This window comes from Microcoleus sp. M2_D5 (assembly GCF_036701935.1).
Classification (GTDB): domain Bacteria; phylum Cyanobacteriota; class Cyanobacteriia; order Cyanobacteriales; family Microcoleaceae; genus Microcoleus.
Genome location: NZ_JAUBRP010000062.1, coordinates 1 through 23,017, shown reverse-complemented (window position 1 = coordinate 23,017; position 23,017 = coordinate 1). Strand labels below are relative to the sequence as shown.

Genomic DNA, 23,017 nt, shown 5'->3' with positions numbered 1-23,017 from the left:
GTTACCAATTACCAATTAAGTAGGTAGGTGAAAATAAACTTTATTATGGGAAGAGCAGGTGAGTGTATTCATCTTCTAGCTTAGCTCTCTTCCTTATACGCTAAACCCACTCCTACAAAATGCTTGGTGTTTTTTCCCACCGCTCTACTTCTCAATTACCAATTACCAGTTACCAATTACCAATACTTCGGCTACATGGTTCCTGAGTTCTTCGGCAACGCTGGCGGGGAACCGAAGTCGAACGGCAGTAAAAGTTACCAATTACCAATTACCACTACTCAGAAAAATGACAGAAAATAAGGAAATTGTTTTTCGCAATCGAGTTGTTGACAAAGGTCAGCTCAAAAAATTAATCTCTTGGTCTTTCATGCACTACGGAACGGCCCGTACAGCGCAAATGGCCGATAAACTCAAAGACTTGGGTTTCCGCTTTGCGACACGAGCAGGAGTTTCGATTAGCGTAGACGATTTGCAGGTGCCGCCGTCAAAACGCTCGCTCCTGGATGCAGCCGAAGAAGAAATCCGCATCACAGAACAAAAATACACCAGAGGCGAAATCACCGAAGTCGAACGGTTCCAAAAAGTAATCGACACCTGGAACAGCACCTCAGAAGACCTCAAAGACGAAGTAGTCAAAAACTTCAGATCCACAGACCCGCTCAACTCGGTCTACATGATGGCCTTCTCCGGCGCGCGGGGGAACATTTCTCAGGTGCGGCAGTTAGTGGGTATGCGGGGGTTGATGGCTGACCCGCAGGGGGAAATTATTGACTTGCCAATTAAAACCAACTTCCGGGAGGGACTGACTGTTACGGAATACATCATCTCTTCCTACGGAGCGCGCAAAGGCTTGGTAGATACGGCGTTGCGGACGGCGGACTCTGGCTATTTGACTCGTCGCTTAGTGGACGTATCCCAAGACGTAATTGTGCGGGAGGTGGACTGCGGCACTCAGCGGGGAATTCGAGTACGGCCGATGACGGACGGAGCAACAGTGCTGATTCCCCTCAAGGACAGGCTGCTAGGGCGCGTGTTGGCCAGGGATGCAGTCCACCCCAAAACCGGAGAAATCGTGTCTTACGGCAGCGAAAAAGCCGTCCGAAATCAGCCAATTACCGATGAGCTGGCGACGGAAATTGGTAAAGCTGGGGTAGCAGAGGTGTATTTACGATCGCCCCTGACTTGTGAATCAACCAGATCGGTTTGTCAGCACTGCTACGGCTGGAGTCTCGCCCACTTGAAAATGGTGGATATGGGAGAAGCGATCGGGATAATTGCAGCTCAGTCGATCGGGGAACCGGGAACCCAACTCACCATGCGTACCTTCCACACCGGCGGCGTATTCACCGGAGAAGTCGCAAAACAAGAACGCGCCCCTACAAGCGGCGTAGTCAAATTCAAGAACTTGCGTACTCGCTCGTTCCGCACCAGACACGGCGAAGAAGCACTGGTGGCAGAAAACAACGGCAAACTTGTATTTGAGGGCGACGGATTTGAAGAAGGGAAATCCGGCGCCAAAAATCAAAAACTGAAAATCGAATTGGCGATCGTCCAGGGTTCTACTCTGATGGTCAAAGACGGACAGCGCGCCATTCCCGGTCAAGTTTTGGCAGAAGTGCCGATCGTCGGTCGCGCCGCCCGCAAAACCACAGAAAAAGTGACTACAGACGTGGCTTCCGACTTAGCCGGAGAAGCCAAATTTGCTGATTTGGTGCCAGAAGAAAAAACCGACCGCCAAGGGAACACCACCCGCACAGCCAGCAAAGGCGGGCTGATTTGGATTCTATCGGGAGAAGTCTACAACTTGCCCCCCGGCGCCGAACCGGCAGTGAAAAATGGCGATCGCATTCCGGCCGAAAGCGTGATTGCCGAAACCAAACTCGTCTCCGAACACGGCGGCGTAGTCCGCATCGCTGACCCCAGAGAAATCGAAATTATCACCGCCCAAGTCCTGCTCGACCAAGCAGTCGTGCGGGCCGAAAGCGCAGGCGGCCGCGACCACTACACGATCGAAACATCTTCCAAGCAGCGGTTTTCCCTGAAGACTGCTCCTGGGAGCAAAGTCATCAACGGAGAAGTCGTCGCCGAACTGCTCGACGACAGCTACCGCACAGCTACAGGAGGCATTGTCAAGTACGGCGGGGTGGAAGTCCACAAGCGGGGCAAAGCTAAACTTGGCTACGAAGTCGTGAAGGGGGGGACTCTGCTCTGGATACCAGAAGAGTGCCACGAAGTCAACAAAGATATTTCTCTGCTGCTGGTCGAAGACGGTCAGTACGTTGAGGCCGGTACAGAAGTCGTTAAGGATATTTTCTGCCAAACCAGCGGGGCAGTGGAAATCACTCAGAAAAATGACATCCTGCGGGAAATTGTGATCAAGCCGGGGACGCTCCATGTGGTTGACCGCCCGCCGCTAACTTTCGGGGAAGGTCAAATCGTCAACGCCGGTCAAGAGATTTCCCCAGGCTTGATTGCCGAAGAGTTGGGCTATGCGGAGTATATCGAAACTCCCGAAGGCCCGGCTTTGCTGCTGCGGCCTGTGGTGGAGTTTCCGGTGCCGGATAAGCCTCCCGTGCCTTCTCAGACGGCGCTGAATGAGTCGATATCTTTGAAAGCAGTGCAGCGACTTCCTTATAAGGATGGGGAGCGCGTCAAATCTGTCGAGGGATTGGAACTGCTGCGGACTCAGCTTATTTTGGAAATTGGTTCGGGAGCTCCGCAACTGGCGGCGGATATCGAGCTACTGCCGGATGAGGATGATGCTATGGCTTTTGGGGCGGACGGTTCGGGGCCGGCTTGGGGTTCGCCCCAAGAGGATAGTGCGTCGCAAGAGTTGGCTGTGACTGCGGCTGATGGGGGCGATCGAGTTTCCAAGACTTTCCGCTTGCAGTTGGTGATTTTGGAGTCGCTGGTGATTCGGCGGGATGTGTCTGCCGATCCGACTCAGGGGAGCACTCACACGCGGCTGCTGGTGGAGGATGGGCAGTCGATCGCCCCTGGGGCAGTAGTTGCCCGCACGGAGATTCTCTGCAAGGAAGCGGGTATCGTGCGGGGCATCCGTGAGGGACATGGGGAACCAGTGCGCCGGCTGTTGGTGATGCGAGATGCGGATTCTATTTCGATCTCTGTGGCGAGTACGCCGGATGTGAGTCCGGGTCAACTGCTGGTGGCTGGTACCGAAATAGCTCCGGGGGTTGTTCTCGAAGAGTCCGGCCAAGTTGTTGCAGTTGTACCGGCGTCGGGGACGGAACCGGCCAAACTGTTGCTGAGGGTGGCTCGTCCTTACCGGGTTTCGGCGGGTGCGGTGCTGCACGTAGACGACGGCGACTTGGTGCAGCGGGGTGACAATTTGGTGATTCTGGTGTTTGAGCGGGCAAAGACTGGGGATATCATTCAAGGTTTGCCGCGGATTGAGGAACTGCTGGAAGGGCGGAAGCCGAAGGAAGCTTGTATTTTAGCCAAGCGGCCGGGGACGGCTCGCGTGGTTACGGATGACGATGCTGTGGAACTTGCGGTGATTGAGGATGATGGCCGGATTGAGGAGTATCCTTTGTTGCCCGGTCAAAACCCGATCGTTTCCGACGGACAGCGCGTCGGCGTCGCCGAAGCTTTGACCGACGGGCCTGCTAACCCTCACGAAATTCTGGAGGTGTTCTTCCACGTGCTCAAGGAGCGGCAGTCTACTTTTGAGGCTGCTTTGGAGAGTTTCCAACAGGTGCAGACGTTTTTGGTGAATGAGGTGCAGTCGGTTTATCAGTCTCAGGGCGTGGATATTTCTGATAAGCACATCGAGGTGATTGTCCGCCAGATGACCAACAAAGTCAGGATGGAAGATGGCGGCGATACTACTATGCTCCCCGGCGAGTTGGTAGAATTGCGGCAGGTTGAGCAGGTGAATGAGGCGATGTCAATTACTGGTGGAGCGCCGGCGGATTATACTCCGGTGTTGCTGGGGATTACTAAGGCTTCGCTGAATACTGATAGCTTTATTTCTGCTGCTTCGTTCCAGGAGACTACGCGGGTGTTGACTGAGGCTGCGATCGAAGGTAAGTCTGACTGGCTGCGGGGGCTCAAGGAAAATGTGATTATCGGCCGCCTGATTCCTGCAGGTACTGGGTTCAATGCCTATGAGGATGCTGGGCTTGGGGATGCCGGTTTTGATGGTGCTGTGTTTGATGACGATATCCACGATTTGCAAGAGGATGTGGTGCTTGATGACCGCTCGGCGCGCCGAGCTTATACGATCGAGAGTGGTTATGAGATCGGGCGCGGGTCTGATCTTGAGCCTGATGAGGATTTTGAGGAAGTTGAGGTTGATGAGGACGATTTTGTGGCTGAGACTGAGGATGATGCTTTGGGGTCTGATGTTGATGATGATGATATCGGTTTTGACTTCGATGAGGATGAAGACTAATCATAGTTTTGAGATTGCATGAAGTGAGTGAATGGTGTTGCGATCGCTGAGGATAATTTCCTTCCTCGTCGCAACGCACACTCCTATTTCACTCGTCATAAAAATCTCAAATTTTTCCTCAGAAATTACAAGTCCGAACTCATAGCATTGTGCGAGCGGACATCGAAAGGAAGAAGGAAGAAGGAAGATTCAGAGTTTAAGCAAACTTTGTAAATAAGAGAGTTTTAATTGTTTGTTGGTTCAAACTGATATCTTGCACCATTGTCAAGAACGGGCTATAAGAGCCCGTTCCACAAAGAATGAGTTTTCTCGCTTCACAGGCCGGAGAGCCTGTTCCTAAACAAGTAATTGAGCATGGTGCAAGATGTGAGTTCAAACAAACAATTCTTTCTTCCTGCTTCCTTTTTTCTTCTTCCTTCTTATTCCTTATTCATGTATGGTTCACTCAATCAGGTAGCAAAGCCTTGATTTGATTCACAAACTCTTGATGGTCTACCACAGGTTTAGAGATGTAACCGTCGGCACCGCTTTGATCCAGAAATGTTTCTTTATCACCAGCCATCGCGTGAGCAGTCACCAAAATAATCGGCAGCCAGGCCGTTTGCGGGTCAGCTTTGAGCAGTTGAGTAATCTTAATGCCGTCAACAGATTTGCCCTGGTACACGCTGCGCGAAAGAGACACATCCATTAAAATCAAATCAGCTTCGCGGTTGGCAGCAATCTGCATCACCTCTTCAACATTTTCCGTGTGTTTCACGGCTAAGCCCCCCCGCTTAGTCAGAATTTTGGAAAAAACCCGAGCATTAACCAAATCGTCCTCTACAATCAGAACGGTTTTCATAAATAAATATGGGAAGTATAGAAACTTTGTGACTTTAGTCCAAAGAGGAACACGACACGGGGACTACATTCCCCGTCAAAAATGCAGAGTTTTTAGCGCCATCAGCCGGGAACCCTGCAAAACCCGTATGTATATCCTTGAGCCACTAGCTGTCAGAGGGTTTACAGATGCCTAGAAGCATCCAGTACCATCATTTAGACTACTATACACAGACAGTTTAGTTCTTTTTTATAACTAGACCTGACAGTGGTGAGAGTCTCAAGATTCTCAGGTAGCAGGTTTATAGTACAATCCCGGACGCATGGACGACGCCTCGCAACCAGGTTTTTGCTAGTTTTGGCGGGTTATAACGAACTATTGCTATGAAAAAACCCAGTTTCTGACTACCCGTGCGTCCTGGACTTATAGTATCCTCTCTTTCGGTCAAGCCTCCGGCTTCTACCATTTTAGATTTTAGATTTTAGATTTTAGATTTTAGATTTTAGATGGGAACTGATTGACTGGATATCAGTTTGGAGGACGGGCCTACAGTTGCATTATTTTTTGAACTGGTATTAGATTCGGGAATGTGCGATCGTTATTTTCCTTCTTCCTCATGAGAATCAAGCCATGTTTATTTACATACTCCCGTCGCCACCGCATTGGGAGTAGCGAATCTAGCGGGGTTTGTTGGAGATGCCTAATTCTCAGTTTTAACCCCTCAAAATGGCTTAAAATATCGACGATTCCGTTCATCAAGGCGAGGTCAGACTAGGAGATATGGCCAGGAGAGCTTTTGACTGATGAATTCATCAAGATCGCCATTTTTGACACTCTCAGCGAGTCAGGGCCATGTTCTGTGGTTAAATAAGCCCAAAACTGGGACTTCACTCATAGTCCAGTCGCCTCTACACGATCGGAACAAGTACCAGTCCCAGAGATATTCCAATTCCGCTTACTTTTCTTTTTTAATAGTTTCGGAGTCCATCACGCTTGCCGAAATACCGCAAGCTCGATCTTCTACCATTGCTGCTCGATCCGCGCTACCGCTGTACCGAGACAAGCTCAATGTGGGGTTTCTCCTGAATAGAATATTTCTTCGTGTAGATGGTTATTCCTAATTGCAATTAAATTCTATCATGGATTGACGGGGATTCAAGTCCCTAGTGACGCTTTCCTAGGAAGAGCTACAGCCTCACTAGGTTATGAGTTTATGGCATTCCGTGTTCTCCTGTGAATCAACCTTCTCACGGCAGAAGGTAAATAGACAGGTAGGCGCAAATGAAGGCAACATAGAGGTTAGGGTAAGAGTGGAGAGTAAGAGGCAAGTGTTGCCCGTCTTCGGGACTCTGATTCTGCTTTCACAAGTTAAGTTTATTTTTATTCTTCAACTGGCCGCTTTGCTCGAACTTTCGGTTCGCCTGCGGCAAAGGCTTTTCAATCGAGACAGGGAACCTCGGCATTATTGACAGAGGCTGTTTTCACTCAGGAATTAACGGACACAAGGACTCATGGCTAAACAACTCAACCTACTTTCCGGGCAAGTAATTTCTACGCCTCTGCACGCCGAGATGCAGCAATCGTACCTCGAATATGCCATGAGTGTGATCGTCGGGCGAGCTTTGCCTGATGTCCGCGACGGTTTAAAACCTGTTCACCGTCGAATTTTATATGCGATGCACGAACTCGGTCTGACGCCAGACCGACCTTACCGCAAGTGCGCCCGGGTAGTTGGAGATGTTTTGGGAAAATATCACCCCCACGGCGACCAATCGGTTTACGACGCTCTGGTACGCATGGTTCAGGAGTTTTCGAGCCGCTATCCTTTGCTGGCGGGTCACGGCAATTTCGGTTCGGTGGACAATGACCCGGCGGCTGCTATGCGCTACACGGAAACTCGGCTGGCACCGATCGCCCACGAAGCTATGCTAACCCAAGTCGGCGAGGCAACTGTTGATTTTACTGGTAACTTTGACAGTTCGCAGCAGGAACCGACGGCGCTGCCTGCTCAGTTGCCGTTTCTGTTACTCAACGGCTGTGCTGGCATTGCTGTGGGGATGGCAACTAATATTCCGCCGCACAATTTGGGCGAGGTGGTAGACGGTTTAATTGCTTTGATTGAAAACCCGGAACTATCCGACGAGAAGTTGATAGAACTGATTCCGGGCCCGGATTTTCCCACAGGAGGGGAAATCGTCGCTACTGAGGGCATTGTTGACGCCTACACTAAGGGTCGCGGCAGCATTGCGGTCAGGGGTGTGGCCGGGGTGGAAGAGGTGCCTGGTAATCGCAAGGTGCGGACTAAAACGGCGATCGTGGTGACGGAGTTTCCGTTTCAGGTAAATAAGGCGGCTTGGATTGAAAAGGTGGCGGAGTTGGTCAATGCCGGTCGCCTCGACGGTATTTCTGATTTGCGTGACGAGAGCGATCGCGAAGGCATTCGAGTTGTGGTTGAACTCAAGCGGGAATTTTCCCCAGAAGCGGTTCTAGCTCGCCTTTACCAACAAACTGACCTGCAAACAAATTTTGGGGCGATTTTGCTGGCAATTGTTAACGGTCAACCGCGACAGTTGACGCTGAGACAATTGTTGCAGGAATTTCTGGATTTCCGGGAAGTGACTCTTACCCGCCGCTACAATTACGAGTTGCAGGCTGCGGAACGCCGCTGTCACATTGTCGAAGGCTTAATGTTGGCTTTGACAAATCTCGATACAGCGATCGACATTCTCAGAAATTCTCCTGACGGCTCTACTGCTAAGCAAACTTTCCAAGTTCGCCTCAATTTGAGCGAAAGTCAAGCTGATGCGATTTTGGCGATGCCTATGCGTAGGCTGACTGGTTTGGAAAGGCAAAATTTGCAGTCTGAGTTTGATGAGTTGACGGCTAATATTCAAGAATTGGAGCGGTTGTTGAGCGACAGGCGCGAACTTTTGAAGGCTTTAAAGAAGGAATTTCGATCGCTCAAACGCAAGTACGCTGACCCCCGCCGCACTAAATTCGCCAACGGAACTGCACGCGCAGCAAATGCCGAATCACAATTTGCTGGTAAGAAAAATTCTGGGGTGAAGCAGTTGTCCCCGGCAACGATTCAGCCGAACTTATTGCCCGTTCTAGAGCCAGAGGAAACTATTGTTGAATTTTCGCACAAGCAGTACGTGCGACGTTTGCCGACTGGGGAAAAGCCACGCTCGAAAAGTCGCGAAAAATCTGTTTCAGCTTTAGAAAAAAATGAAGATTTTATTGTGACGGCAAATCTGACGAAAACCGATCGCACTTTGGTCGTCTTAACTCCTAACGGCAAAGCTTACCCGCTGAAAGTGGCCGATATTCCTAGTAGTAGCGCCAAAGACCGGGGAACGCCGATCGTTAGTTTGTTGTCGCCGAGTGCTACTAAAGACAGTGCCGATCGCGCTTTGTCGGAAATCACAGTTGCACACTTTATTTTGCCGGAAAATTCGGAAGCTGCAGATTTAGTAACTCTGACTCAGCAAGGAAAAATTAAGCGCTTGGCGATGCAGGAATTTGCTGATTTGACTAATCGCGGCGTTACTGTTGTTAAACTCAAGGAGGACGATCGGCTGCGCTGCGCGAGTCTGGCTAAAGTCGGCGAGCAAGTGGCGATCGCAACTTCAGGAGGGCGAGTCCTCCGGTTTGAGATTGATGACGAACAACTGCCGCCAATGGGCCGCAGCGCCCAGGGATCTCAAGTAACCAGGTTGCGGAAGCAGGAACAGTTGGTGGGTTGTATCACTCTCGACCCGGAAGACAGTCTGGTGCTAATTTCTGAGTTGGGTTGGGCAAAACGAATGCCTGCGGGTTCTGTCAGACTTACTAACCGCGGCGAAATTGGTACTCAAGCTTTTCGTTTCGCAGAGCCTAAAGATGCTTTGGTTGGCTTGCTGCCGGCTGTTCCGGGTACGGATGTTAAACTTTTTACTAATTCTGGGCGCTGGCTGCGATCGGCTATTGATGCTATAGCTTTTTGGGGGAAAGATGCTGCGGGCGATCGAGTTTTTGACCTCAATCCAGGTGAAAAAATTATCAAAGTTATCAGCAGTCAATAGTCATTAGTCATGAGTCATGGGGAATTATTCTTCTTGCAGGACTTCTTAAGCCTTGTTCCCAGGCTCTGCCTGGGAATACATACCCGGAGGCTCTGCCTCCAATTCCCCAATCTAAAATCTAAAATCTAAAATCTAAAATTGTTTGATGGCGCAAGTTGTATTAGAAAATATCTACAAAAGTTTTCCTCTCCGCCAAGGAGAACAGGAAAAAGAAGCAAACACCGTCGCAGAAAGTGTCTCGCCTATAGCCGATCGCCCTGCGTCTAACAGCGTTTTGCGGCGCATTAACCTGACGGTCGAAGACGGGGAATTCATGGTGCTGGTGGGGCCTTCGGGCTGCGGAAAAAGCACTTTGCTGCGATCGATCGCCGGTTTGGAAGTTTTGACGGCCGGCAATATTTGGGTGGGCGATCGGCTCCTTAACGATTTGCCTCCTAAAGACCGAGATATCGCTATGGTATTTCAAAATTATGCTCTCTATCCTCACTTAACAGTTTACGATAATCTTGCATTTGGATTGCGCCGCTCGGAAAGGGAGAAGGAAGAAGAAAGAAGGAAGCAGGAAGCAGGAAGCAGGAAGCAGGAAGCAGGAAGAGGGAAGATACAAGGAGAAGAAGGAAGCATTCCGAAGATAGAAAAAATTAGGCATAAGGTAGAAGAGGTTATTAATGATTTACATTCTAATTATTTTAAGAATCCTCTAACTTATCCTGTGTTTGAGGACTTTTTAGGAGGAGCTACTCGCAAGTTGCCTCCCGGTTTGCGCTATTTGTCGGAACGGGAAAAGGCTGTAGGAAAACGAGTGCGAGAGGTAGCTGAATTATTGCAAATAGAATCTCTTTTAAATCGCTTGCCGAAACAACTTTCGGGAGGGCAAAAGCAGCGGGTAGCCTTGGGTAGGGCGATGGCTAGGAATCCTGAAGTTTTTTTGATGGACGAACCGCTATCGAATCTTGATGCGAAATTGAGGGCCCAAACGAGATCGCAAATTGTGCAGTTGCAGCGACAGTTGGGAACTACAACTATTTATGTAACTCACGACCAAACTGAGGCGATGACTATGGGCGATCGGATTGCTATTATGAAGGTCGGCCAGATTCAGCAAGTAGCTCGACCTCTAGAGCTTTACAACAAGCCGGCTAATCTGTTTGTGGCTGAGTTTATCGGTTCTCCGCCGATGAATTTTTTGTCTGTGGAATTTAGTGCTCCGCTGTTGATTTCTCACCCGCAATTTCGCTTTACTTTACCCGATATTTGGGCAAAAAGTCTACAACAATATGACGGGCGAAGGCTGATTTTGGGCATTCGGCCGGAACATCTGAGCATTAACCCTCCGGCTACCAAAAATCTTTCGGTACAAGTGGAAATTGTAGAGGCTTTGGGACACGAAACTTATTTGGGGGTTTGTTTGACGGATGATCCGGCGGTGCGGATGCAAGTGCGGGTTCCTCCTGAGCGATCGATCCGAGTTGGCGAGGAGCTTTGGTTGGCTATCGCCCATGACAAGATTCACTTGTTCGACCCTGATACCGAGTTGGCTATTTTTCCTCGTTAGGCAAAATCCTCAAGGTCGATCGACCGTTGTGACCGATATCACTAATCACAAGCTTGCATTTTTATCAAGGAATGTTATATTTATTTACATAAGCCTTACAAAAGTTAACGAAGGGAGTTCGCACTATGCAAGAACAAAAACGCAATGCTTGGAACTGGGGCTTCACCGAAGGTGCCGAAAATTGGAACGGTCGTTTGGCGATGATTGGCTTCTCTGCTGCTGTCATCATCGAATTGGTTTCCGGTCAAGGTCTGCTTCACTTTTGGGGCGTGATGTAATTTTCTAGTTAAGACTTTTGTGACCATGCAAAGCTTGGGAGTTCCGTTACGGACTCCCAAAATTTTGACAGCGCGATTTGGGCAGCAAATAGCCACTTGCTCCAGGCTGTTAGCCGCACACAATTTAACAGCTCTAGCTCAAACCGGGGCGGGGGGTCTCCCCCCCAAAAGAGTGCTAATCACTCTTTCGGGTGATGCTAAAAAATTACTCTAGCGGATATATTCTTTCAAGATGCTGTTCCGGTTGGGATGGCGCAACTTCCGCAAAGCTTTAGCCTCGATTTGTCGAATCCGCTCGCGGGTGACGTTAAAGATTTGACCAATTTCCTCCAAGGTCTTCATCCGTCCGTCATCTAAACCGTAACGCAGCCGCAGTACATCCCGTTCTCGGGGGCTGAGAGTATCCAAAACACTTTCCAAGTCTTCCCTGAGCAGGTTTTTAGAGACTTGATCTTCTGGCGTTTCCCCGTCAGATTCAATAAAGTCTCCCAGACGCGAGTCTTCCTCTTTGCCGATCGGAGTTTCTAGAGAGATAGGCAACTGTGCGGACTTAGCAATGAACCGCAACTTCTCGATCGTCATTTCCATGCGGGTAGCAATTTCTTCTTCCGTAGGCTTGCGACCCATTTCCTGAGACAGGAGTTTGGTAGTTTTCTTGATCCGCGAGATGGTTTCGTAAAGGTGAACCGGCAGGCGGATAGTGCGGGATTGGTCGGCGATTGCCCTAGTGATGGCTTGACGTATCCACCAAGTCGCGTAGGTAGAAAACTTGTAGCCTTTTTCGTGATCGAATTTTTCAGCGGCCCGGATCAGACCCAAAGAGCCTTCCTGAATCAAATCTTGGAAAGACAAACCGCGATTCATGTATTTTTTGGCGATCGACACCACCAAACGCAGGTTTGACTGCACCATTTTTTCCTTGGCCCGACGGCCGACGTGGAGTCGGTGACGGAATGCAGGAAGTGCCATATCTACAGCATTCGCCCATTCGCTGTCTTTGGGTTCGCGGTTATACTCTTCGAGCAGTTGTTCTCGAACTCGCTCTAATTCCAGCAAATCTGCAATTTTGCGCGCTAGTTCAATCTCTTCGTCAGCTCGCAGCAGTCGAATCCGACCGATTTCTTGCAGGTAAAGACGAATAGAGTCTTCAGTATAATGCTTTTTCTTTGCCTGTGCCCGACGGCGGGCTTTGGCGCCTTTGCCAGATTTAGTGTCGTCCTCAGATTGAGCGTCTAAGAATTCTTCTCGATCGTCTTCTTCGTCGATAAAGAGTTCCAACTCGCTCTCAGGTAGAACGCTTTCGGCGCCCCGAAGCAACTCGAGTGTTTCCATTTCCGGTGTAATTGTGGTTGCGAGTACGGTGTTAGCCTGGATCATGCCGTCTTCCTCATGCTCCTGAATTAAAGAATAAATAACAGTGGAATAGTGTCTGTTTGTAGTTTAGACAAGTTAGCCAGTATTGACATTCCCGCAGGAAAAAATAGTGGGATTTTCGGTCTGCTAGCTGAATCTGTTACCGAAACTGCACCTGTTTTATGAGTCAAAGTTCGAGTTCTGGCTTGCAGCAGGCAGCGCATTCAACCGATCGCAGATTTTAACATCGCGACCTTAAATTGAGCTGGCGGCTTTTTCTTTCTGAGCGAGTTACCACATCATCTGCAATACCTGGCCCCTAGAAACAAACCATGAAGTGCGATCGCACTTCCAAAAATACTGGCTTTTTTACTCGGTACTTCGAGCTTTTACCCGTACAAGTTTTCCCGCACGGAACCCTCTAACTTTTGTATTGGAGGTATCGAACTTTTGATTTGCCTTGCTTTCACTCTGGTTGTCAGACATGACAGTTGCACGGCAAATTTTCGCCACCTTGGATGTCGGTCTGCTGCCTCAAATGCAACAGCAGAGGGTTGAAGCACCAAACGGGGAGAATCGGATCTTGCAAAGACCTTTCCGATTGTAGCCTTTCTCACAAAAAATGGAAGTTGTTTTCCATTGTTTGTCAAGAACTAGGAAAACTCTGTCTGCTTAGCTTGACAATACTAACTCATGTCCGGCTTTGCTAAATCCTGAGAACGGCCGCAAAAACTTTGGCACGATCGAACGGCGCTGTTTTCTGCGTATATCTGGGTGAACGGCTGCGGCGTAGTTGGCCAGACAGTTAGCAGACAATTTTTGAGTTGCCCAAAAAATTGGAACCAATACAATCCGTGTAGATACACCCATCATTACCCTGTTTCCCTGAATTGAATCATACGCAATCTGCGATTGAATAAAGCTCGTAGCTTTAGTTTTGAGCCGGCCACTCTGGATTAGAGACCGACTCTGACCCCCTATGAAGCGTTGCGGGTTGAGTAGTGCAACAGGGGCTTTCATTGTTAACTTAGCTCAAATCTCAGAAATTGGCTTTAATTTTGACGTTAAATCACATTAAGTTCTTAACGTCACATTCTTATTTAAGCAGTTCGACACGAGTTTGTCGCGTCAGTGGCAAAAACCACCAGGATAAATTCTACTGAGAGTTAACCCGCCGCGCAACTCTGGGCTGCGAACTTCTCTAAAATTTTTGGCTTTCGGTTCGCACTTGCGCGATCGCACGCTCTCACAAACAGTACAATTCGACATCTCCCGGAAGTATAACTTCACGATTACTTTAAATATATCGTGACAGTGTAAAGATTCAATAAACTCTTTCGATCAATTTTAGGTAGCATTCCCGAATTGTCTTGATAATTTCCAGCAGACGGAACAAAAGCCACAAAGGGCGTTGCTGCAACTGCCGACAGATTATAAATCCCCAAGAGAAGGAAAATTTACCCATTAGCGATGTGCTTGCTATTGCTGGAGAAGGCATAAGCTGCAGGATGCGCTTAAAGAAATGGAGCGGTAGGACGGTGGTGCGATGCTCAAAATTTTGTTATTATTTACAGCGTCTCATCAGAAAGCACAGAGTCTCGCTTTATCCTCTACGCTGGTTTAAATTATGTGGCTTGACCGTTAGGGGATGAAGCTATCAAGAAAAATTTCAGCTCCGTGTCTATATTGACAACCCAACGAAGGTTTAGTAGAAATAATTAACCTTATTGAGAGAAAGATTTAGTAATTAATCGGGCCGATATTACTATCTCTTTATAGTGCGTGTTTATAGTCAGGAATTCAGTTTTTTTTATATTGCTGAATAAGCACTAAAGTCCTGACTGCGAACTTAATTTAACCGCGAGACAAATTACTGCTGATTCCGCAGCCGAGGGTTAACAAACTCGTTTAATCCTTCCCCCACCAAAGACAGTCCCACCACCATTAAAGTCATCGCCAAACCGGGAAACAAAGCCGTCCACCAAATGCCAGTAGGTAGCGCATCTAAAGCTAAACGCAAGTCGTGTCCCCATTCGGGAGTTGCTTCGGGAAGTCCTAATCCGAGAAATCCCAAACCTCCTAATGTTAAAATGGCATCGGCAGCGTTGAGCGCAAACAGCACCGGTACGCTCTGAATCACATTCAGAAACAGGTAGCGCGAAAGCACTGTCCAAGTGTCAGCACCCATTGCTCGCGCGGCTTCGACAAACAATTCGGTTTTGACGCTGACGGTGTGATTCCTGACGACGCGGTAGTATTGAGGGATGTAGGAAATGCTCAGGGCGATCGCAGCATTCAAAACTCCTTTTCCCACTACAAACGCTAGCGTCAGAGAAAGCAGCAGCCCCGGCAAAGTATAAATTGTATCCATTAAAAATAACAGCACTCGATCGAGCTTACCGCCCAAATAACCGCTAACCAAACCCAGCGGCACACCGATAAACAAACTCAAAGCAGTGGCTAAAATCACCACTTGCCAAGCCGCGCGAGAAGCAAACAGCGTGCGGGAAAACACATCGTAGCCGCTGCGGCTAGTACCAAACCAATAATTCGCCGACGGCGGTTCGTGGATGGGGTTAATCAAAGCCTCGGTAGGATTTTGCAGCCATCCCCAAGCTTGCATAGCTGGAGACAAGGTGGCTACCAATACAAACACGGCAGTTATTGTCAAACCTGCCCACATCATTTTCATTGACAGGCTTGACGGTGAGGCACTGTTGAGAAATCGCGGTAGTCGGAGGCGGCTTTGAGCCATAATTGATAATTGGTGCGTCAGATTTGTTTTCATCAGCATATCAATATTTACCGAAAACCATAGGAAGACTTTTTAACCGGAGATGAACACAGATAAACGCAGATGTAATCTTATCTGCGTTTATCTGTGTTCATCCGCTGATATCTGCGGTTAAAAAGTCTTCGCTAATTTGCCTTCCTACAAATTACTGGCAATTAACTCGCGGTACTGGCTTTTCGGCTTAACTCCCTTGAGCTCAGCTACCAAATCTTTGTCTTTGAAATACTGAATCGTCGGCGTACCAATCACGCCAGCATTTTCAGCAATTTCTGGATCTTCTTCGATGTCAATTTCCACATAGTGGATTTTGCCATCGAACTCATCTACTACTTTGCTCAAAATCGGCTTGAGGCTGTGGCAAGGCCCGCAACTCGGAGAGGCATATTTGACCACAATCAGTCGATCGCTGTCGTGGAACAACTTCCGCAAAGCATAACCTCCTTCGTGGCGCGTGTCGTTGATATCAAAGTTCTCGCTGGTTTTGCGTACTTTTGGAGTTTCCGGCGCTGCTGCGGGTTGCTCGGATTCCTCGGTTTGGTGGAATTCCTGGGTTAAACCGTTGAGTGACAGCCAACGTTCTGCCAGCATCGCACCCATACAACCACTGCCGGCGGCGGTAATTGCTTGGCGAAACTCGTGGTCTTGCACGTCGCCGACGGCGTAAACTCCCTCGACGCTGGTTTCTACCGAACCGTGTTTGGTGGCGATATAGCCTACTTCGTCGAGTTCTAGCTGACCTTGGAACAGTTGAGTGTTGGGAGTGTGACCGATCGCATAAAACAATCCTTTCACCAGCAAATCGCTCTCGGCGCCGGTCTCGATATTTCTAAGTCTCACCCCGTCCATTTTGCCCCCTGGCTCTCCCAAGATATCCACTGCTTCGGTGTTCCAGTGCACGGTAATTTTGGGATTGCTCAGCACTCGGTCTTGCATGGCTTTGCTGGCGCGCATTCGATCGCGCCGCACCAGCATATGTACGTGAGAGCCGTATTTTGTCAAATAAATAGATTCTTCCGCTGCGGTGTCGCCCGCGCCGATGACAGCTAAATCTACTCCTTTAAAAAGTGGGGTAGCGCCGTCGCAAATGGCACAGGCCGAAATGCCGTGACTCCAAAATACGTGTTCGCTAGGCAGCCCCAGCCGTTTCGCCGTCGCGCCTGTAGCGATTACTATCGTGTGGGTTTTGATTTCTCTGTCTTCCGATCGCACTGTAAACGGACGCTTTGTCAAATCCACCGAAATTACATCTTCTGTGTATAATTCGGCACCCCAGCGCACTGCTTGAGCTTTCATCCGATCCATCAGTTGCGGCCCGGTGATGCCTTCGGGAAAGCCGGGGAAGTTTTCGACTTCTGTGGTGGTCATCAGTTGACCGCCGGGGATGCCTCCCATTTGGTAGCCTTCAAAGACTACGGGTTTCAGGTTTGCTCTCCCGGCGTAGATTGCTGCTGTGTAGCCTGCTGGGCCTGAGCCGATAATTACTAGGTTTTCTACGGTTTCGTCGGTCATAGCTATTTATTAAAACTCATAACGACTTCGTTTTACTAATTCTAGCAGAGTTCGATCGAGTTTGGTTGGATGCCATAGGGCGATCGAGCATCTGTATCTATTTTTGAGGGGATGAGGGCGATCGGGACAACTCGCGGTACTTTGATAAGCAAAAACAATAGGAACAGGAATTTTGTTTTAAATGTTCAATCAATCTCCCAAAACTCCCAAAATTACCCCCCTTCACTATTGATTCCATTCTCATTTGCTTGACGAATTTGCGCCGTTTGAGCTATTATACGATTCTGATACTCAAGGGGTGCTATGACTATTTTTGCATTTTAAGCCTGAAACCATTTAAAATCGTTAAATTTACAAAATTCAAAATGTAATATCTACAATTTTTTATGCAAATTCCGCATTTTATGGTTTAAGAATTGTAACGGAGATTTTGCCCGATTTGACAAAATACAGTAGTTGTGGTATGTAAGGTGCGATCGGGGGGAAATTGGATTAAGATTTTTAACCGCAGATGTGGGCGGATTAACGCGGATTAACGCAGATAAGATCGAATTTGGGTTTTTAAAGTTGTGGATAAAATCAAGATATTGTTTGTGTGCAGTCAGAATAAGTGGAGGAGTTTGACTGCGGAGAAAATATGCCAGAAGGTTAGCGGCTACAGCGTGCGATCGGCTGGAACGGAAAAAGGTGCAAGAATTAGAGTGACTGAGGGTCTTGTCGGTTGGGCGGATTTGATATTTGTGATGGAGAAGAAGCACGGCGATCGACTTCGCAGCAAATTTCCCGAAAGTCTCGAAGGCAAGAAAGTTATTTGCCTGCAAATCCCGGACAATTACAAATATATGGAACCGGAGTTAGTCGAGCTTTTGCAGGCGAAACTTAACCCCTATATGGAAATGCCAGATAACGAGATAAATTTTATGCAGCGAGTTTTGGAACCGGAAGTTATGGATTCCTTGGAAGAGGCGATCGAATACGATTCGATGGACTTTACTGAGGTTAATGCTGCTTTTGCTCAAAGTGCTGCGGTGTTGGGGCCGGTTTTTGGAAACGTTTTGGATGCGGGGACGGGTACGGCGAGAATTCCGATCGCACTTTGTCAACTCCGGCCTGAGTGGAAATTGACTTGCATCGATTTGTCGGCAAATATGCTGAAAGTCGGGGCCGAGAATGTGGAAAATGCGGGCGCGCGATCGCAAATCAGTCTCGAATTAATCGATGCTAAGACCATGCCGTATCCAGACAGTTATTTTGACATGGTGATTTCCAACAGCATTATCCACCATTTGCCGGATCCGCTGCCGTTTTTGCAGGAAGTCAAGCGGGTGTTGAAGCCGCAGGGAGCAATTTTTTTGCGGGATTTGCGGAGGCCGGAAAAAGCGGAAATCAGGGATAATTTAGTCAAGCTGTATGCGGGAGATTGCAACGCGCATCAGAAACAGTTATTCAGCGATTCGTTGCAAGCAGCATTTACGCTGGATGAAGTTGAGGATATGATGCAAAATGCCGGGTTGGATGGGTTGAGAATTTACGAATCTTCCGACAGGCACTGGACGGCAGAACGTGCTTGGTGCGAGTCTTTGTAGGCGCGGGGCGATCGAGTTAACGTAGGGTGCGTCGCTACCAAAATTCTCGCCAACAAAGCATTTATCCCATAGTGACGCACCAGACTGCGGTTAGACGGTCGAACCTTGAAGGCGAAAAGCACGCGAAGGAAGAGTCAGCAAGCATCAGAAGTAAATAATTTTCCTTGGGGAAGGAAGTAAGATGTTTAAGCATCTTAGGAATGAGAATTAAATAACTTCCACAAGTTTGTGGGATGGGCTCTTATAGCCCGTCATGAGTGGACGGGCTATAAGAGCCCATCCCACAATAACAATTAAAATTATAAGTTATTTAATTCGCGATCCTTATATAAAAAATGTGCGATCGAGGTTATGCCGAAAAAGCCCGTTCCGCGACCTGAAAATGAAGAGTCGCATTTGAAGAAGCTCAGGGAAGAATTGGAGATGAGTCAGGAAGATTTGGCGCGAGAGCTTGGCGTGTCGTCGCAAACCATCAGTCGTTGGGAGTTGGGGAAAAACGTACCCACGTTCACCGTCAAGCAGATGAAAGCTTTGGAGAAATTGCTGGCTAGCATCGGGAGGTCGATCGGCGATTTGCCAGACAATCTGTGATGGAAAAGATTCTCGTCCAAGACTGTCCAATCTAAAATCTAAAATCCCAAATCTAAAATCACTCGATCGCGCCCTAAGTCTTTAGCTTGATAAAGCGCGCGGTCTGCCGCTGCAATCAAGTTTTTTTGTGCTGCGGACGATCGAGGAAACGTACTCGCTACCCCCAAACTCAGCGTCACGAGAGAACACACCTCCGAATTAACGTGTTCGATTTGTAGTTCTTTGATCCACACTCGAATTTTCTCTGCAATCCAGACAGCTATTTCAGACGAAGTGCCGGGTAAAATTACCGCAAATTCTTCACCTCCGTAACGGGCTACCAAAGTCTCGCCCGAAACTTCGCCTGTTGAGTAATTTACCGCTGCCAAAATAGCTCGGGCTACCTGCTGCAAGCAAGCATCTCCTGCCTGATGTCCGTAAGTATCGTTGTATTTCTTAAAAAAGTCAACATCGCATAAAATTAAAGATATTTCTGCTGCTGCTTCTCCCAATTCTTGCCATTTTTTCTCTAAGTATTCGTTAAAACAGCGGCGGTTCGCCACCTGAGTTAAGCCATCTAAATTGGCAAGGCGATACAATTCTGAATTAGCTGCTCTTAATTGAGAATTAGCTGCTTCCAGCTCTGATTGCGTGACTGATAAATTGTAATAAAGTTCGCTCATGAACCAAGTAGCTTGTTGGTGAATTTGGGATAAAGCTACCCACAGTTGATGCACGTCTAACAATCGGTAAACTTGAGGTTCTAACTGCACGACAATTGGCTCGTAAAGCAGTTCAGGCGGTCGCTGCACGGCTCGCTGAGCTGCCAGGACAATTAAGGCTACTCCTGGTAAAATTAAAATATCGGTTTTAGCTATTTGATACAAGGCTATAATCGGTCGGCAAGCAAATATATCTACTCCGTAAGGGCGGCTCATGCGTTCCATAAATCGCCGGCGCGATATCATCCCTAAAAATTCGCCATTTACGGTCAAGATAACTCCCGGAAGCAGCGGGTGAGATTGAAAAAACCGGGCTACTTCTTTGGCGAGATATGAGGAGTCAACCTGAAAATTGAATAGAGCCAGATCGTTAAGAGTAGACTCTAAAGATAAATTTTTGATTGAGTTTTCTGGCGAGTTAGACGGCTCAATAAATTCAACAGACACAGCACAGATCCGAATAAATAATAAAGCAGCAACGAAGCTAGTGTCAACTATTAACTTATATTAGTATTTATTTGTTGCCATTGGTTGTATTGCTTACTACACATTTTTTGTTATAATGGAAGAAGCTGCTGCGTTTTTTGCCGTAGCTGCATTGCATTAATTCATGCTCACTAAATTACAGATTTATTGAATTCTTCTCGATTTTTTTTCTCGATTTTTTAGTGCGGGTTTTTTACGGCGTAAAAAAAACGATTTCGGAGCCATTGCTCAACTCATTCGCGGCGCACAAAAAATCAAAAAACCTGGTTTTAAACCTGGTCGAGGCTGTAACGAGGTTTTGCGTAAAAAAACATAGTCTCTGCCGCTGTTTTCAACTCAAAACTCACCACTCAACATTCCCTCACCACCCCCAAGTTCCAGGCCCTCCCTTAAAGGGGCCGACAATATCTTTGGTAATCCAGCCGCCGTAAAAATCTCCTGGTTGAGATTGCACTAATTCCCCGTCCACATAACAGGCATCCATCTTGCTCGGATAAAAAGCCACATAATCTTTAATAGCTGCAAAAACCTGATTAGGATTGAGATAAAACCAAGCCGCATTTACTGCTTCTTTTTCTCCCACCGTCACAGTGTAATAACCGGCTTGTCCCTTCCACTCGCACCAAGAACCCCGTAAAGTTTTGTGCAAATATTCCATTTTGATGTCATCGGGGCAGATATAGTAGGCAGGAGGGTGACTGGTCTCCAATACCCGCTGAGGACGGCGCGTGTCGGCGATCGTCACTCCATTAAAAATTATCTGTACGTGTCTGGTCGATTCCTCAAGCCGAGGGGGACGCGGGTAATCCCAAACAGACTCTTGACCAGGGCCGGGCTCTATTCGATCGAAGTTCATTCGCACCATCTCCCCTGTAAAAAAACAATTAGCGACTTAGCATTACAATTTAATGTACCCTTAATCGAGTCGCTGCTTCAGAGCAAACCAGCTTTTCTCAACTCTTCGTCATATGAGTATTCGCGGTATAGATGTTTCCGACTACCAGCCCAATGTCAATTGGCCAGCAGTTGCCCGGGATGGTATCACCTTCAGTTTTGTCAAATCGACCGAAGGTGCAACGTTCGTTGCCCAAACTTTCGCTCGCAATTGGGCGGCGATGAAAGCGGCGGGGATTCAACGCGGTGCTTACCATTTTTTTCAACCTGCAAGCAGCATTCAAGGACAAATAGATTTGTTCTTGAAAACTGTAAAACTCGAAGCGGGAGATTTGCCGCCAGTCTTGGATATCGAAACTACAGGCGGTTTGACTGCGACTCAATTGTGCGATCGAGCCGCAATTTGGTTAGAAGCAGTCGAAAAAGCCACCTTGATGCGGCCGATTATCTACACTTACCCCGGTTTCTGGGACAACCTGGGGACAACACGGTTTGCCGATTATCCACTGTGGATTGCTCACTATACCACTGCTGAGGAACCCTGGGTTCCCGGCGGCTGGAAAACTTGGACTTTTTGGCAGTACAGCGACAGCGGCAGCGTGTCGGGCGTATCGGGCAATGTAGACACCAATATTTTTGAAAGCGTCCGAGAAGGCGCCGTAAGTTATAAAGTTGCAGACATCCAGAGGGAATTAAGAATTAAAGGTTTCTATCAAGGGGCGATGGACGGCAAATTTGGAGCTACCACCACAGCGGCGCTCATTTCATTTCAGAAATCTCAAGGTCTCAATCCAGACGGTATTGCCAGCCTCAAAACCTGGGCCGCTTTGATGCGAAAATCTCCCAAAGTAATTGTTCCCCCTCCAGCCCCGACACCCACTCCGCAGCCGACTCCCTCTCCGACTCCCACTCCCATATCAGACGTGCGGCTGACTCAGGTATTTTCGTCTTATCAAGCTAAGGCTAGCCAAGATACTGCCTTAATTTGGCTGCAAAGTCAAGTTTCTACCTCTGTTTTAGGGGAATTTGCTCAAAAATGGCGGGCAACTACCTTACCTCAAGATAGTAATTTGCGATTGATAGATGTGGGCAAATTTTATCGCGGTTTAGCACAACAAGACCAAGCTTTAGATTGGCTGCAAAAACAACTTTCTCCGGCTATTATTAACGAGTTTGCACAAAAATGGCGCTCTCAATCTATTGTCACTAATTCTCCGATTCGGCTGATAGATGCGTGCAAATTTTATCGGGCCGCACCCCAGCAAAACCAGGCTTTAGATTGGCTGGAAGGGCGAATTTCGCAGACCATTCTCTCGGAGTTTTTTCGCAGGTGGCAGAATGCCAGTCGATTATAGATTATAGATTGAGTATAAAGATGAATCTTGCGATTTTAGATTTTATATCATGTCCGATCGAGTTACCGCGATTAAAAGGGCCGGTTTTTGAGATGGTCAATTATTGGCCGGTATTGTGGGCTCACGGGCCCCTACCGTATTAGGGGTAATCGACCGGACATAATATTAGATGGGAACTCTACTCTAAAGATGAGTCTGAGGGCGATGGATTGGAGATGTGAGCTTTTTAATTGGAGATTGACAATTCCCGCATCCAGGATACCCGCCACGTGATTCATTCAGAAAGCAGACTCAGGACGGGTAAATAAAAAACCTGTATCCGATGAAACTTGCCGAACGTATTTATCTCGCGCAAGTCAATGCTTCTATTCTAAAATCTAAAATCTAAAATCGCGCAATCGATTGACTCCACAGATGAATCTGGGGTTGAAAGGCTCTATAATGGAAAAGCTGGCAAATCTTGCTATTTGAGATTTGAGATTGACAATTCCCGCATCCAGGATACAAGCCCCCCGATTCATTCCGAAAGCAGACTCAGGATCCAGAAATAAAAAACCTGTATCCGATGAAACTTGCCGAACGTATTTATCTCGCGCAAGTCAATGCTTCAATTCTAA

Annotated in this window: 15 protein-coding genes; 7 read left to right on the top strand and 8 right to left on the bottom strand. The window is 48.0% G+C overall.

Annotated features, from left to right (window positions below; all coding sequences use genetic code 11):
• Window positions 1–286: 286 nt before the first annotated feature.
• Window positions 287–4,414 (top strand): DNA-directed RNA polymerase subunit beta'', encoded by a 4,128-nt coding sequence (locus tag QUA50_RS22230; RefSeq protein ID WP_333266952.1) that lies wholly within the window; start codon window positions 287–289, stop codon window positions 4,412–4,414.
• Between the two features lie 445 nt (window positions 4,415–4,859).
• Here the strand turns inward: QUA50_RS22230 and QUA50_RS22225 are convergent, their stop codons facing one another.
• Entirely contained in the window at window positions 4,860–5,255 is a 396-nt protein-coding gene (locus tag QUA50_RS22225; RefSeq protein ID WP_333266955.1) for a response regulator, read from the bottom strand.
• 1,490 nt (window positions 5,256–6,745) lie between these two features.
• Between QUA50_RS22225 and QUA50_RS22220 the strand changes: the two genes are divergently transcribed.
• The 3 genes from QUA50_RS22220 to QUA50_RS22210 all read left to right on the top strand — a co-directional run bounded on the left by QUA50_RS22220 (window position 6,746) and on the right by QUA50_RS22210 (window position 11,131).
• The gene (locus QUA50_RS22220; RefSeq protein ID WP_333266957.1) at window positions 6,746–9,298 is read left to right on the top strand and encodes a DNA topoisomerase (ATP-hydrolyzing); all 2,553 of its coding nucleotides are present in this window, start codon (window positions 6,746–6,748) and stop codon (window positions 9,296–9,298) included.
• Between the two features lie 145 nt (window positions 9,299–9,443).
• On the top strand, window positions 9,444–10,853 hold the full coding sequence (locus QUA50_RS22215; protein WP_333266959.1) for an ABC transporter ATP-binding protein: 1,410 nt from the start codon (window positions 9,444–9,446) through the stop codon (window positions 10,851–10,853).
• 125 nt (window positions 10,854–10,978) lie between these two features.
• Window positions 10,979–11,131, top strand: coding sequence for a chlorophyll A-B binding protein (locus tag QUA50_RS22210; RefSeq protein WP_333178327.1), 153 nt, complete (start codon window positions 10,979–10,981; stop codon window positions 11,129–11,131).
• A gap of 210 nt (window positions 11,132–11,341) precedes the next feature.
• Here the strand turns inward: QUA50_RS22210 and rpoD are convergent, their stop codons facing one another.
• The 5 genes from rpoD to trxB form a co-directional block, all read right to left on the bottom strand.
• Window positions 11,342–12,508: an RNA polymerase sigma factor RpoD gene (gene rpoD, locus QUA50_RS22205; protein WP_333266961.1), complete on the bottom strand. Its 1,167-nt coding sequence runs from the start codon at window positions 12,506–12,508 to the stop codon at window positions 11,342–11,344.
• 648 nt (window positions 12,509–13,156) lie between these two features.
• The gene (locus QUA50_RS22200) at window positions 13,157–13,357 is read right to left on the bottom strand and encodes a hypothetical protein (protein WP_333266963.1); all 201 of its coding nucleotides are present in this window, start codon (window positions 13,355–13,357) and stop codon (window positions 13,157–13,159) included.
• 255 nt (window positions 13,358–13,612) lie between these two features.
• Window positions 13,613–13,774: a hypothetical protein gene (locus QUA50_RS22195; RefSeq protein WP_333380200.1), complete on the bottom strand. Its 162-nt coding sequence runs from the start codon at window positions 13,772–13,774 to the stop codon at window positions 13,613–13,615.
• A gap of 580 nt (window positions 13,775–14,354) precedes the next feature.
• Window positions 14,355–15,239: an ABC transporter permease gene (locus QUA50_RS22190; RefSeq protein WP_333096144.1), complete on the bottom strand. Its 885-nt coding sequence runs from the start codon at window positions 15,237–15,239 to the stop codon at window positions 14,355–14,357.
• A gap of 177 nt (window positions 15,240–15,416) precedes the next feature.
• The gene (trxB, locus tag QUA50_RS22185; RefSeq protein ID WP_333266965.1) at window positions 15,417–16,787 is read right to left on the bottom strand and encodes a thioredoxin-disulfide reductase; all 1,371 of its coding nucleotides are present in this window, start codon (window positions 16,785–16,787) and stop codon (window positions 15,417–15,419) included.
• Window positions 16,788–17,356: 569 nt separating this feature from the next.
• Here trxB and QUA50_RS22180 point away from each other — a divergent pair.
• Together QUA50_RS22180 and QUA50_RS22175 are read left to right on the top strand one after the other, a co-directional pair.
• Entirely contained in the window at window positions 17,357–18,373 is a 1,017-nt protein-coding gene (locus tag QUA50_RS22180) for a methyltransferase domain-containing protein (protein WP_333266966.1), read from the top strand.
• 351 nt (window positions 18,374–18,724) lie between these two features.
• Window positions 18,725–18,964 carry a helix-turn-helix domain-containing protein gene (locus tag QUA50_RS22175; RefSeq protein ID WP_190735342.1) on the top strand — a complete coding sequence of 80 codons (240 nt, stop codon included), beginning with the start codon at window positions 18,725–18,727 and terminating at the stop codon, window positions 18,962–18,964.
• Window positions 18,965–19,002: 38 nt separating this feature from the next.
• Here QUA50_RS22175 and QUA50_RS22170 read toward each other — a convergent pair whose 3' ends face one another.
• Entirely contained in the window at window positions 19,003–20,112 is a 1,110-nt protein-coding gene (locus tag QUA50_RS22170) for a diguanylate cyclase (RefSeq protein ID WP_333266968.1), read from the bottom strand.
• Window positions 20,113–20,512: 400 nt separating this feature from the next.
• Window positions 20,513–21,007, bottom strand: coding sequence for a DUF427 domain-containing protein (locus tag QUA50_RS22165; protein ID WP_333266970.1), 495 nt, complete (start codon window positions 21,005–21,007; stop codon window positions 20,513–20,515).
• 112 nt (window positions 21,008–21,119) lie between these two features.
• On the opposite strand from QUA50_RS22165, the gene QUA50_RS22160 reads away from it, so the two are divergent.
• Window positions 21,120–22,400, top strand: a complete 1,281-nt coding sequence (locus tag QUA50_RS22160) for a GH25 family lysozyme (RefSeq protein ID WP_333266972.1) — start codon at window positions 21,120–21,122, stop codon at window positions 22,398–22,400.
• Window positions 22,401–23,017 lie beyond the last annotated feature (617 nt).